We start from the raw sequence: 12,090 nt of genomic DNA on the forward strand, positions 1-12,090 counted from the left end.
CAAAAGGGTGTTCCGCCCGCCGGTCCCGCCGCGCATATGGACTGACGGCTCGTCGACGTGCCGGTCACGCCTCCTACTTGCCCAGAACAAGGCTCCAGTAGCGCAACGAGTTGTCGCGGCCGTCCCGCACATAGGCCAGACCGAAGCGGGTGAAGCGCGGGTCCAGCATGTTGCGGCGGTGGCCGGCCGAATGCATCCAGATATCGAACAGCTTCTGCTGATCGAAGCGACCCTCGGCGATGTTTTCGGCGGCCGCACCGGTGATGCCGTTACCCTTGACGCGCGAGGCAAATCCCTTGCCCCAGCCGGTGGTGTGGGTCATGCGGCCGCCTCGTGCCATATAGCCGGCCTGCTGCAGGGCTGCCTGTTCGAGCCGAGGATCGGGGACAAGCGGCCCGAGGCCGGCTGAGGCGCGAATGCTGGTCAGGGTGCCGGCGGCGGAAGCAGAGACACCGGCGCCTTCGCCGGTGGACAGGACAGTGGCGCAAGCGGCAAGGCCGGCCAGCGCGGCAAGACCGGCAGCTCCAAGCAGCATTCGCCTGTTAAGGTTTGATCGGACTTGGCAATTTTCGATTTTCGCAATGGTCATGCCTGCTGACATAGCGGTGATCATGGCTTTTTGGCGGGCAGCGCAAAAATATCGCTTAGTGGTGAAATCTGATGCGTGGTGCCGACACGGAATATCAGTTTGCCCCATCGCTGACCTCCGTAAATGGCCAAGCCTTGGAAAGTAGTGCCTCTCAGTTTAAGGTTCTATCGTTCCCTGCCGCGCCGCCCAGTCGAACGGGTAAAGGCAATAGAAATAGCCGGCGCGTTCGGTGGCGATATATTTCAGATGGGTGCCGTTGGGCAGCCAGACGATGTCGCCGGGATTGCACTCATAGCGGCCGTCGTCCAGTTCGATCGTCAAGGTGCCTTCGTGGATGAACAGCACCTCGTCGTAGGTCACGGTCCAGTCGATCGAGGCGTTCTCGAGATATTCGATGCCGCCGCCCATGGTCCGACTGATCTCGGCATTGATGACGCGGGCAATCGAGGATGTGCCGGTCGGCGTTACCGATGGCTTCAGGGTCAATTCGCTGTGCTTGAAGATCTTGGCCTTGGACATCGTTCATCCTTTCCTTGCGCGGAGGTTGGCTTTCGAAGGGGTGACGCCGGACGGGGCCAGTCCCGCGAGCCATCTGGTCACGAGGTCCGGCTTGCGGCCGGCATGTTCGAGATCGTCGCGCCGCCGCACCGCGCCACGGACGAAATGCGCGCCGACGAAACGGAATGGTTCGGGAGGGAAGCCTCGCGTCACCGGGCGCACGAGCGCTGAATGGGTGAGTTCGGATTCGCCGCCGGTCAACAGGCTGGTCAGGATCTTGCCGCCGAGATAGGCCATCGTCGTGCCGTTGCCGGAAAAGCCGTAGCCGTAGACGATGTCGCGGTTGGCGGGCAGGGCGCCGAACAGCGGCACGCCGCTGACGGTCCGATCGATCGGGCCGTTCCACGATGTCTCGAGCGGAAACTCGGCGAGCGCCGGGTGACCGTCCCGCAACGCGCGGCGCATGTCGGCGACCCTTGGCGACAAACCATGAAAACGCTGGTCGACGATGCCGCCGAGGCCGATGAAGCCGCCACTGACGCCGACGGATAGCCGGCCATCGCGCGTCGGCGACCAACCACCAACGAAGACGCGGGAGTCGATCATCAGCGGCGCGCGGCGGTAGCCGACCTTTTCGAGAAGGTCTGGAATGGGTTTCGACATGGCGTCGTCGCTGGAGATGTTGAAGATTGCCGGGGCCAGTTCCGGAATGGCGCCAGACCACGCATTCAGGGCAAGCACGATCTTGCCGCAGGACACAGTGCCTTTCGCCGTTTCCACCTTGAGTTTGCCGCCTCGTAAAAACCGCGTCATCGGCGACTTTTCATAGATGCGCACGCCGCGTTTTAGCGCTGCCCGGCGCAGGCCGCGCACCAGGAATCCCGGATGCACGGTTGCCGACGAAGCATCGAACGCGCCGCCGAGGTGGCTCGTCGTGCCGGTCATCGCCGCGATCTCGTCGCGCGAAACGCGCCGCGCCGGCACGTAGCCATGCGCTACCAGCTTGTTCAACACGTCGTCCCAGGCACCAAGCTGGGCTTGGCACGTCGCGCCCCAGATCCAGCCGATACGATCGAACCAGCCGTCGATTCCTTCGGCCTTGCAAAAAGCCTCTATGCCGCCAATTGCGGCTTCGGATGCTTTGATGATCGAAAGCGCATCGTTTCCGCCGCGCAGGGCTGCAAGCGCGCTGTATTTCGTCCATGCCGAAAGCACCATGCCGGAATTGCGGCCGCTCGGGCCACCACCACAAATGTCGCGCTCAATAATGACAATGTCGAAGCCCGGATTGTGCTCCTTGAGGCGAATGGCCGTCCACAGTCCGAGATAGCCGCCGCCGACGATGCAGATGTCGGCCTGCGTCGCCTCTTCGAGCGGAGGCGCAAGGTCCGGGTCCTCCGGCAGCGCCTGCCGCAGCCAGTGGCTCCGCCAGACGATGTCCTTTTCCGGCAGCTGCATCACGATTCGCCACCCGCGGACAGGCGGCGCTCCACTAGCCTGACCCAAAGGCTCGCGCCGATGGGCAGGATAGCATCGTTGAAATCGTAATTGGTGTCATGCGCGGCGGCTTGGTGCGCATCGTCGGCCTGGCCGAGCAGGAAATAGCAGCCGGGCCGCTGCTGCAGCATGTAGCAGAAATCTTCCGAGCCCATCTCGGGAGGCGGATCGACGACGAGACGTTCCGGTCCCATCACCTCGCTGGCAATCGCGATCATCGCATCGGCTTGCGCCGGAGTGTTGATCGTCGGCGCGAAGGGCGACTCGTAGCGGATGTCGACGCTAGCGCCAAAAGCTTCGGCCTCGTTTTTCGCGATGCGGCGGATTGCCGTCTCCAGCGTCATTTGAACCTTACGGTCGAAGGTGCGCACGGTGCCGGTCAGAAACGCAGTGTCGGGGATGGTGTTGAAGGCTTCGCCGGCGCGCAGGCTGCCAACGGTGACGATTGCCGGAGAGTGCACATCGGTCAGGCGGCCGGGCAGAGCTTCTATCGCCAGCAGGATGCGCGCGGCGCTGGGAAGTGGATTGATCGCAAGATGCGGCATCGCCGCATGGCCGCCCCTTCCGTGTACGACGATCTCGAAGCGATCGGCCGCCGCGGCCACCGTCCCGCGGTGGACGGCGATCTCGCCGAGCGGCCGTTCGGAATTGTGCAGCGCGTAGACTTCGTCGCAGGGGAAACGCTCGAAAAAGCCTTCGTTCAGCATGGCGACCGCCCCACCTCGGCCCTCCTCGGCCGGCTGAAAGATGAAATGCACCGTGCCGGCGAAGTCAGGCGAGCGGGCAAGCGCCGAGGCTGCGCCGAGCAGCATCGTCGTGTGGCCGTCATGGCCGCAGCCATGCATCTTTCCGGGAATGCGGGACGCATGCGGCAGCGGCCGGGCCTCGGTCATCGGCAGGGCGTCCATGTCGGCGCGGATGCCAAGGCAGCGACCAGTGCCGAGCCTGCCCCTGAGCGTGCCGACGACGCCTGTCCGGCCGACGCCTTCGGTCGTCTCGATGCCCCACGACCGCAGTTTGTCCGCCACGAAACACGCCGTCTCGAACTCCTCGAAGCCGAGTTCGGGATTGGCATGCAGATGCCGCCGCCACGCCGTCATCTCGGTCTCGAGTTGCTGCACCGACGGAACGAGTTTCATGCCGAGACCTTTGCGCGGAGAGTTTGAGAGCGGCTCTGCAGGATGGCGATGACACCAAGCAAGACCGCTGAGAAAGCGATCAGCAGCACGGCAACGGCCGCAATGGCAGGACTGATGGACTCGCGAACGCCGGAGAAGATCATGCGAGGCAAGGTTCGCTCCGCGCCCGTCGAGAGGAAGCTTGCGACGACGACTTCGTCGAAAGAGATGATGAAGGCGATGATGGCCCCCGTAATGACGCCCGGCGCTATCAGCGGCAGCACCACCTTGAAGAAGGTGCGCATGGTGCCGGCGCCGAGCGATGCCGCCGCGCGAAGCAGCGTCCGGTCGAAGGTCGAAAGGCTGGCGACGACGGTCGTCAGCATCACAGGCACGGCCATCGCCGTATGCACCAGAATGATCGATAGCTTGTTGCCAACGAGTCCGAGTGTGGCGAAGAATGAGAAGGCAGCGACGCCGACGATGACGACCGGTGTCACCAAGGGCGCGGCGATGATCGCGTAGATGATGCGCTTGCCGGCAAAATCGCTCCAGGCGAGCCCGATCGCCGCCGGTATGCCGAGCAGCGAGGCCAGGACCGTGGTGGATAGCCCAATGACGACCGAGTTCCACAGCGCGTTCGGCCACCGCTGGTCGACCCACAGTTCGGCATACCAGCGCAGCGACCAGCCCGGCGTCGGAAACGCCAGCGAATTGCTTGATGTCAGCGACATAGGGACCACGATCAGCAGTGGCAGGATGATGAACGCCAGCAACGTCGCCGCATAGGCATACATCAGCCATTTCCGGAATCGATCGGCGCTCATGCGACATGCGCCTTGCGGCGGAAGAGGGCGGACGCCGTCCAGAAGAGGAACGCGAACAGCACGAGGATCATCAGCAGTTGCAGCGAAAGCGCCGCGCCCATGCCCCAGTTCAGAGTGTTGTTTGTGTAGAAAGCGATGTAGCTGGAGATCATCTGGTCGGTCGGCCCGCCGACAAGCGTCGGGGTAATGTAGTAGCCGAGCGCGAAGACAAAAACGATCGCCCCGCCGGACAGGATTCCGGGCAGGATCAACGGCAACTGGACGCGGCGCCACGCCGTGAGCCACGGCGCGCCCAGCGACAGCGCCGCGCGCATGTAGGTGGTCGGGACCCGCCGCATGACGGCTACGACCGAGAGGACCATCATGGGCAGCAGAACCTGAACCATCGCCAGGTAGAGCGAAAAGCGGGTGTAGATGAGGTCGAGGGGTTCGCCGACGATGCCCAGTCCGAGCAGCGTGGAATTCACGGGGCCGTTCTTCTGCAGCACGATGATCCAGATGACGGTACGCACCAGCAGCGATGTCCAGAGCGGAAACAGGATCAGCGCGAACATCAGCTTCGACCAGACTTGCGGCGCGCTGACGATCGCCTGCGCCAGCGGCACGGCGAGCACCGCGCAGATGACGGTCACCACGATGCTGATCCAGATCGTGCGCAGCAGCGCGTCGACGAAGATGGCGCGGTCGTCAGAAACGGCCTCGATCGTATTGTCTGCCTCTCGCTTCAGGTCGAGGCTCGCAAGCAGATAATAGTCCGTTCGCGCGCTTTGCTGACGCGCTATGACCTGCCAGAGATCGACATTTTTCCAGCCAGCTTGTTTGGAGAGCACCGCGTCGCGCACGGGGCGCATGTCGAGCTTGCCGTCGGCCGCATCCTTTGCCGTCTTGATGACGAGGAAACGGCTGCCGACGACGCGCTGGTTGACGAGTTGCGCAAGGACGCCTTCCTTCCCGGCGCGCCGCGCGGCGGCGAGGTCCTCGACGAGTGCTGCAAAGACAGGTTCGTCAGGCAGGCCGCTCTCCGCTTTCCAGTCGGCCAGAGCGGCAATTGTGCGCGGCAGGTTGTTCGAGAAATCCGAGTTGTCCACGGCCAGAGCAAGGAAGCGCGCCACGGGCCACAGAAACAGAATGACGACGAACAGAACAAGCGGAGCCGTCAACAGGGCGAGCATGCCGCCCCGTTGGCGCCGCTTCATAGCCGGCTTTGTCCCGACCACCATGCTTGGCTTACTTCGCGAGCCAGGCCTTGAAGCGTTCTTCCAGCGCTTCCTTGTGCTCGGTCCAGAAGTCGTTGTCATAGGATGCCCCGTGCTGCAGGTGCTCCGGCGACGTCGGCAGGTTGGCTTTCCAATCTGCGGGAATGAGGTCGGCGGCTTCCTTGCGGCCGGTGCCATAGGCATAGAGCTTCGAGAAGCCGGCCTGATTTTCCGGGATGGAAAACCACTTGAGGAGATCCAGCCCGCCCTGCTGGTGCGGCGCGCCCTTCACCACGGCCCAGTAGTCGGTGCCGTAGAAGAAGCCGGCGTCCCATGCGATCGCGTAGGGCTTCTTCTCGTTGATAGCTTCGTTGGTGATGCGCGCATTGAACCCATCGGTGAGAGCCACTTCGCCGCTGTCGAGGTTCTGGATGCCCTGCGTTGTGGTGGACCACCAGACGGCGTGCGGCTTGATCTTGTCGAGCATGGCGAAAGCCCGGTCGACGCCTTCCGGCGTGCCTAGCACCTTGTACATGTCCTCGCGCTTCACGCCGTCGGCCATTAGCGCATTTTCCAGCGTGAACTGCGCCTGCTGGTAGAGGCCGCGCTTTCCCGGAAATTTCTCGACGTTCCAGAAATCCGCCCAGCTCTTCGGCGCTGCATCACCTTTGTAAACGTCCGTATTGTAGGCGAGGATCGTTGCCCATGTGTCGGACGCGACGCCGCATTCGTGCAGGGTGCCCGGCAGATAATTGGCCGCGTCGCCTGTGATTTCCGGCGTCAGCGGAACGAACAGGCCTTCGGCGCAGCCGACTTCCATGGCGGGCGCTTCGACCGAGACGACGTCATAGGTGATGTTGCCCGCCTGCACCTGGGCGCGAACCTTGGCGACTTCGCCGCCCCATTCTTCCATGATGATCGGAGTTCCGGTCTGCTCGGTGTACTTGTCCCAGACCCCGTCCTTGTAGGCCTTGTCCCATGTACCACCCCAGCCGACCACTGTGACGGGATCGGCCGCGGACACGGCAAAAGTCGAGGTCGCGAAGCAGATCGCGGCGGCAGATACGATTTGCAGATAAGTCCTCATTGCAGTTCCCCTTTCTTATGGTTGTGGATTTGATCAAATTTCAAACGCAAAATGGATTGATTAGCAACAGGAATTTGCGATAATATCCGAGATAGTTGAAAATTTATCAGGATTTGATCGAATGCTGCAAGGCAACAGAGACGTGCGCTCCAATGTCAGCCTCGCAGCCGTTCTAGACGAGGCGCGACAGCGTTTTGCGGATGCCAACCCGAACAGCCTGGCGCGTCAGAATGAGGCCGCGGCATCCTTGCCGGGCGGCAATACGAGGGCTGTGCTCTGGTATCCGCCATTTCCCGTCTCGTTTGTTTCCGGCGAAGGCTGCAGGGTCACGGATTTCGACGGCCATACCTATGTCGACCTGGTTTCGGAATACAGCGCCGGCTTCTACGGCCACTCCGACAGGGCGATTTCTGCAGCTCTTGTGGACGTTATCCAGGGCGGCATCCTGCTTGGTGCGCCCAACCGCTACGAGGCGCGCCTTGCAGCGGCCGTGGTCGACCGTTTTCCCGCCATCGAGCGCGTGCGCTTCTGCAATTCCGGCACTGAAGCCAACGTCATGGCGATTTCGGCGGCCCGCGCCATCACGCAACGCTCGAACATACTCGCCTTCCGCGAGGGCTATCATGGCGGCGTATTGACCTTTGCGCATGGCGGCTCGCCGCTCAATCTGCCGTTCCCCTTCATTTTCGCCGACTATAACGACATTGCCGGTGCCGCGGCGCTTGTCAGGGAGCAGGGCAGCGACCTTGCCGCCGTCATCGTCGAGCCGATGTTGGGCGGCGGCGGCTGCATCCCGGCGACGCGTGAGTTCCTGGAGGCGCTGCGTGCGGCGACGAAAGAAACTGGCGCGCTGCTGATTTTCGACGAGGTGATGACCTCGCGGCTCGACTATCGCGCGCTCCATGGCGCGCACGGAGTTTTTCCCGATTTCGTGACGCTCGGAAAATATATCGGCGGCGGTGCCAGTTTTGGCGCCTTCGGCGGGCGCGCCGACCTCATCGATCGCTTCGATCCGGCCTCGCCTGGTGCGTTCTCGCATGGCGGGACTTTCAACAACAACATTCTGAGCATGGCTGCTGGCTACACCGGCTTGACGCAGGTGCTGACGCAAGAGGCGAGCCGCGCGATCAACGCGCGCGGCGACAGGTTGCGTGAAGCGATGAACGTCTCACTTGAAAGGCAAGGCGTCGAAGGCATCGTCATTGGGCGCGGGTCGTTGATGAACCTGCATTTCGTCAAGGGGCCCGTTGAGACGCCGGCGCCGCTCGACAACGCCGATCCATCGGTGATTGCCCTGTGGCATGTCGAGATGTTGTTGCGCGGATACTACGTGACCCCGCGCGGCATGCTGGCGCTGTCGCTACCATTCGGAGACGCCGAACTCGCCGGCTTTACCGCCGCCTTCGACGATTTCCTGTCGAGCAACCTCAAAGTACTGCCGCGCCGGACCAACTGATGCTCGATCGCAAGAACATCGACGTGGGCTCCGCCGCGCAAAAGACCGCTCATGTTCGTGTGCATGCGGGCTTGAAGGAAGCGCTAATGAACGGCGATTTCCTGCCCGGCCAAAGGCTGGTCGTGCGTCGGCTCGCCGAGCAATACCGGACCAGCGCCATGCCGGTGCGCGAGGCCTTGCGGCAACTCGTCAGCGACGAGGCGATGTTCGACCACCCAAACCGGGGCGTCATCGTCCCTGAGGCCACGGTGGCACGTATCTCGGATCTGGTGCGTGTGCGCTGCAGCGTCGAGGGCACGGCGGCCGAGTGGGCGGCGACGACCATCACGCCCAACGAGCTTGATGAATTGGCGAAGCTGAACAGCCTGATGCGCGACTGCGTCGAGAGGAACGTCATGGCTGACTATCTCGGCTTGAACAGGCGCTTCCATTTCACCATGTACCACGCCGCGCGATCGCCTGTCGTCCAGCAGATCATCGAGAAATTGTGGCTGCAGGCAGGACCGTTCCTGAACATCGTCCGCTCGGACGTGACCTATGGACTGGGCCTGGACCATCACGACGACATGCTCGCCGCCTTGCGCCGCGCCGATGGCGCAGCTGCGCGTAAAGCCTTGGTAGCCGATCTGCGCGAAGCTGCCGACATCATTCTTCGCGCCGCGGCAGCGGCTGAGGCTCAGCCTGCCCGCATGCGCCGGACATCGGCCCGTCGTGAGCCGAAGGCGCAGGCACGGTGATGGACGAATCTCAGCGTGGCCCGGTTCATGTCGAGTTTCGCGGCGTCAGCAAGCGCTACGGGCAGACGGTCCAGGCGGTGCGCCAGCTCGACCTCGAAATCATGCGCGGCGAATTCCTGACCCTGCTAGGGCCTTCCGGGTCTGGCAAGACGACCGCGTTGATGATGCTGGCGGGGTTCGAGGATACGACCGAGGGCGAAATCCTCATCGATGGGCAGCGCATCGACAATGTTCCTGCCAATCGTCGCGGCATCGGCATGGTATTCCAGAACTACGCGCTGTTCCCGCACATGACGGTCGCCGAAAACCTGGCTTTTCCGCTCGAAGTCCGCAAGCTCGGCCGCGAGCAGGTCACGCGACGCGTCAGGAACGTTCTGGACATGGTTCAGCTGCCCGAATTCGGCAATCGGCGTCCGGCGCAGCTTTCGGGTGGACAGCAACAGCGCGTCGCCGTTGCCCGCGCTTTGATTTTCGAGCCAAACCTTGTCTTGATGGACGAACCGCTCGGCGCCCTCGACAAGCAGCTGCGCGAGCAGATGCAGTTCGAGATCAAGGACATCCATGCCCGGCTTGGCGTCACTTTCGTTTATGTGACACACGACCAGACCGAAGCGCTCACCATGTCGGACCGGATCGCGGTGTTCAGCGCCGGCCGCATCGAGCAACTTTCGACGCCGCGCGAACTGTATGAGCGTCCGGCGGCCAGCTTTGTCGCAAGCTTCATCGGCGAGAACAACCGCATGTCCGGCACCGTGCTTACCGGCGGTGAAAATGGTGGCGTGGCCGTCCATCTCGATGACAGCGATATGGTGTTGAACGCCATGTCCTACGGCGCGACGCTCTCCGCGGGCGCCAGGGTGACGCTGTCGATCAGGCCGGAGCGCATGTCCATGTTGCAGGATGGCGCCACCGCTCTCAACGTGATTGCGGCGACCGTCGTCCAATCCGTCTATGTCGGCGATCACATCCGGCTCGTCGCAGTGACGGAGAGCGGCCTGAAATTCATTGTCAAGCTTGCCGCATCGTCGTCTCACCTCGAACTCAATGCGGGCGAGGCGGTTCGGTTGGGCTGTGGTCGCGAGGATTGCCTCGCGCTCGATAGATAACAACAAAAGGCAGACAAGGGAGACTCCAACCATGAAGAAATCGCCGAAAGTCGTCATCACCTGTGCGGTCACCGGCTCGATCCACACACCGACGATGAGCCCGTATCTGCCGATAACGCCGTCCGAGATCGTCGATGCGGCCGTCGGCGCCGCCGAAGCCGGCGCCTCGGTGATCCATCTGCATGCCCGCGACCCCGAGACGGGCAAACCGACGCCCGATCCCAAGCTCTTCATGGACTTCCTGCCGCGCATCAAGCAGCAGACCGACGCCGTGATGAACATCTCCACCGGCGGCGGGCTGAAGATGACCCTTGAAGAGCGCCTTGAGGCCGCTCACGCTTCGAAGCCGGAACTCTGCTCGCTCAACATGGGATCGATGAATTTCGCCCTGCACCACATCGCGCCGAAATATACCGAATGGAAGTACGACTGGGAGAAGGGCTACCTGGAAGATACGAAGAAGGGCATCGTCTCCAACACGTTCGAGCAGATCGAGCGCATCATCGTCGAGGTCGGCCAAGCCTATGGCACGAAGTTCGAGTTCGAGTGCTATGATGTCAGTCACCTCTACACGCTTGCGCACTTTCTCGACCGGAAGCTGCTGAAACCGCCGCTTTTCGTTCAGACGATCTTCGGACTTCTGGGCGGAATCGGCGCCGACCCAGAAGACATGATGCACATGCGCAGGACGGCGGAGCGACTGTTCGGAGACGACTATCTCTGGTCGATCCTTGCCGCAGGCAAGCACCAGATGAGCCTCTGCACGATGGGCGCGATCATGGGCGGCAATGTGCGCGTCGGTTTGGAAGACAGCCTTTATGTCGGCAAGGGCACGCTCGCCAGGAGCAATGCCGAGCAGGTTGCCAAGATAAAGCGGATCCTCAACGAATTGTCGCTTGAAATCGCAACGCCGGACGAAGCCCGTCAGCTGCTGGATCTCAAGGGCGCAAACGAGGTCGGGTTTTGACGGCCCCCGGCATCGAAACCTATGTCGGCGTGGTGCATCCTTGGATGTGCGACGCGATGGGCCACCTCAACGTCCGTCACTACGTCGCCATGTTCGACGACGCCAGTTTCCAGCTACTCGGCAGGATTGCCGATCCCCGTCTGACGCCGTCACTCGGCTGGGCGGACGTCAGGATGGAGATCGACTACACGCATGAAACCGCGGCGGGAACGCTGATCACCGTCCGCACCGTTGTCGAAAAGGTCGGGAGGTCGTCGCTGACTTATCTGCATGAAATGCGTGGTACGCTGGACGAAGTACTGCATGCGCGCTCGTTGACCGTTACGGTACGATTCGATCTGAAGTCACGCAGCAAGATCGACCTGGATGCGGATGCGCGTCATGCGGCCACGAAACTCCTGAGGGTTGAAGGCGATACACGCCGGTGACGGTGAGCAAAGTGTCGTGACGGCACAATTCGGCAATGACGGCCTCTGGCGCTACCCGCGCTTCTGGCGCTGCCTGCGCATTCCGGTATCCGACCCGGCCGGCAGATCCTACCCAAAGCGGTTGCCCAGCCTCAGGCTATCAAGCGTCAGATTTTCACCACTAGGCCGCCTTCACCAGCCTGGCTTCCGCCGCCGACCCGACCCGGCCGGCCCGATCGTCCTCGGTAACTTCCCACCAGTCGCCCAGGGCGTCGATGAGCGGCACAAGCTTCAGGCCAGGCGCTGTGAGGTCGTAGTCCACGCGTAGCGGATAGCCGGCATGCGCCGTTCGCCGCACGATCCCGGCCTCTTCCAGCTTGCGCAGTTCCAGCGCCAGAATGCGGTGCGATACGGTCGGGTTGTCACGCCTCAGATCGCTGAAGCGCTTGGTCCCGTCTTTCAGATAGTAAAGCAGCAAAGTGGGCCAGCGACCGCTGAGCACACGCATGGTTTCTTCGATCGGGCAGCGTGAGACGACATCTTTCATGGCGGGGACCTGGTTTCAGAATAGTGCGTTATTTACATTTGGCGCCCAGCGTTTAGGG

At 62.4% G+C, this 12,090-nt stretch carries 13 protein-coding genes; 5 read left to right on the forward strand and 8 right to left on the reverse strand.

Annotation, left to right across the window (positions count from 1 at the left end):
* Positions 1-73 precede the first annotated feature (73 nt).
* From EOB36_RS30680 to EOB36_RS30710, 7 genes are all read right to left on the reverse strand, one after another.
* Positions 74-589 (reverse strand): CAP domain-containing protein, encoded by a 516-nt coding sequence (locus EOB36_RS30680; protein ID WP_128286349.1) that lies wholly within the window; start codon positions 587-589, stop codon positions 74-76.
* 156 nt (positions 590-745) lie between these two features.
* Complete coding sequence (locus EOB36_RS30685) at positions 746-1,108, reverse strand: AraC family ligand binding domain-containing protein (protein WP_095485609.1); 363 nt, start codon at positions 1,106-1,108, stop codon at positions 746-748.
* A gap of 3 nt (positions 1,109-1,111) precedes the next feature.
* A complete protein-coding gene (locus EOB36_RS30690) occupies positions 1,112-2,545 on the reverse strand; it encodes an FAD-binding oxidoreductase (RefSeq protein WP_206637225.1) in 1,434 nt (477 codons plus the stop codon).
* A complete protein-coding gene (locus EOB36_RS30695) occupies positions 2,545-3,723 on the reverse strand; it encodes a M20 aminoacylase family protein (protein ID WP_128286351.1) in 1,179 nt (392 codons plus the stop codon). Before EOB36_RS30695 ends, EOB36_RS30690 begins: the two co-directional genes overlap by 1 nt.
* On the reverse strand, positions 3,720-4,529 hold the full coding sequence (locus EOB36_RS30700; RefSeq protein WP_095485612.1) for an ABC transporter permease: 810 nt from the start codon (positions 4,527-4,529) through the stop codon (positions 3,720-3,722). Before EOB36_RS30700 ends, EOB36_RS30695 begins: the two co-directional genes overlap by 4 nt.
* Positions 4,526-5,725, reverse strand: a complete 1,200-nt coding sequence (locus EOB36_RS30705; protein WP_164897663.1) for an ABC transporter permease — start codon at positions 5,723-5,725, stop codon at positions 4,526-4,528. Before EOB36_RS30705 ends, EOB36_RS30700 begins: the two co-directional genes overlap by 4 nt.
* Positions 5,726-5,756: 31 nt before the next feature.
* Positions 5,757-6,812 carry an ABC transporter substrate-binding protein gene (locus EOB36_RS30710; protein ID WP_128286353.1) on the reverse strand — a complete coding sequence of 352 codons (1,056 nt, stop codon included), beginning with the start codon at positions 6,810-6,812 and terminating at the stop codon, positions 5,757-5,759.
* Between the two features lie 121 nt (positions 6,813-6,933).
* Here EOB36_RS30710 and EOB36_RS30715 point away from each other — a divergent pair, with 121 nt between their 5' ends.
* The 5 genes from EOB36_RS30715 to EOB36_RS30735 are packed head-to-tail and all read left to right on the forward strand — an operon-like array spanning position 6,934 to position 11,506.
* Positions 6,934-8,268, forward strand: coding sequence for an aminotransferase class III-fold pyridoxal phosphate-dependent enzyme (locus EOB36_RS30715; protein ID WP_128286354.1), 1,335 nt, complete (start codon positions 6,934-6,936; stop codon positions 8,266-8,268).
* On the forward strand, positions 8,268-9,005 hold the full coding sequence (locus EOB36_RS30720; protein ID WP_126107037.1) for a GntR family transcriptional regulator: 738 nt from the start codon (positions 8,268-8,270) through the stop codon (positions 9,003-9,005). The genes EOB36_RS30715 and EOB36_RS30720 overlap by 1 nt, the downstream gene beginning before the upstream one ends.
* On the forward strand, positions 9,005-10,111 hold the full coding sequence (locus EOB36_RS30725) for an ABC transporter ATP-binding protein (protein WP_128243441.1): 1,107 nt from the start codon (positions 9,005-9,007) through the stop codon (positions 10,109-10,111). The genes EOB36_RS30720 and EOB36_RS30725 overlap by 1 nt, the downstream gene beginning before the upstream one ends.
* A gap of 31 nt (positions 10,112-10,142) precedes the next feature.
* Positions 10,143-11,078, forward strand: a complete 936-nt coding sequence (locus EOB36_RS30730; RefSeq protein ID WP_128243442.1) for a 3-keto-5-aminohexanoate cleavage protein — start codon at positions 10,143-10,145, stop codon at positions 11,076-11,078.
* Entirely contained in the window at positions 11,075-11,506 is a 432-nt protein-coding gene (locus EOB36_RS30735; protein ID WP_164897664.1) for an acyl-CoA thioesterase, read from the forward strand. Before EOB36_RS30730 ends, EOB36_RS30735 begins: the two co-directional genes overlap by 4 nt.
* Before the next feature lie 160 nt (positions 11,507-11,666).
* On the opposite strand, the gene EOB36_RS30740 is transcribed toward EOB36_RS30735, so the two are convergent.
* Entirely contained in the window at positions 11,667-12,032 is a 366-nt protein-coding gene (locus EOB36_RS30740; protein ID WP_095485619.1) for a helix-turn-helix domain-containing protein, read from the reverse strand.
* Positions 12,033-12,090 lie beyond the last annotated feature (58 nt).

Origin of the sequence: Mesorhizobium sp. M6A.T.Cr.TU.017.01.1.1, assembly GCF_004023115.1 — a bacterium.
Lineage (GTDB): Bacteria > Pseudomonadota > Alphaproteobacteria > Rhizobiales > Rhizobiaceae > Mesorhizobium > Mesorhizobium mediterraneum.

Excerpts from the sequence above, each read along its gene's own strand:
- EOB36_RS30680 (WP_128286349.1), bottom strand. The coding sequence starts at position 589 with ATGACCATTGCGAAAATCGAAAATTGCCAAGTCCGATCAAACCTTAAC.
- EOB36_RS30685 (WP_095485609.1), bottom strand. The coding sequence starts at position 1,108 with ATGTCCAAGGCCAAGATCTTCAAGCACAGCGAATTGACCCTGAAGCCA.
- EOB36_RS30690 (WP_206637225.1), bottom strand. The coding sequence starts at position 2,545 with ATGCAGCTGCCGGAAAAGGACATCGTCTGGCGGAGCCACTGGCTGCGG.
- EOB36_RS30695 (WP_128286351.1), bottom strand. The coding sequence starts at position 3,723 with ATGAAACTCGTTCCGTCGGTGCAGCAACTCGAGACCGAGATGACGGCG.
- EOB36_RS30700 (WP_095485612.1), bottom strand. The coding sequence starts at position 4,529 with ATGAGCGCCGATCGATTCCGGAAATGGCTGATGTATGCCTATGCGGCG.
- EOB36_RS30705 (WP_164897663.1), bottom strand. The coding sequence starts at position 5,725 with ATGAAGCGGCGCCAACGGGGCGGCATGCTCGCCCTGTTGACGGCTCCG.
- EOB36_RS30710 (WP_128286353.1), bottom strand. The coding sequence starts at position 6,812 with ATGAGGACTTATCTGCAAATCGTATCTGCCGCCGCGATCTGCTTCGCG.
- EOB36_RS30715 (WP_128286354.1), top strand. The coding sequence starts at position 6,934 with ATGCTGCAAGGCAACAGAGACGTGCGCTCCAATGTCAGCCTCGCAGCC.
- EOB36_RS30720 (WP_126107037.1), top strand. The coding sequence starts at position 8,268 with ATGCTCGATCGCAAGAACATCGACGTGGGCTCCGCCGCGCAAAAGACC.
- EOB36_RS30725 (WP_128243441.1), top strand. The coding sequence starts at position 9,005 with ATGGACGAATCTCAGCGTGGCCCGGTTCATGTCGAGTTTCGCGGCGTC.
- EOB36_RS30730 (WP_128243442.1), top strand. The coding sequence starts at position 10,143 with ATGAAGAAATCGCCGAAAGTCGTCATCACCTGTGCGGTCACCGGCTCG.
- EOB36_RS30740 (WP_095485619.1), bottom strand. The coding sequence starts at position 12,032 with ATGAAAGATGTCGTCTCACGCTGCCCGATCGAAGAAACCATGCGTGTG.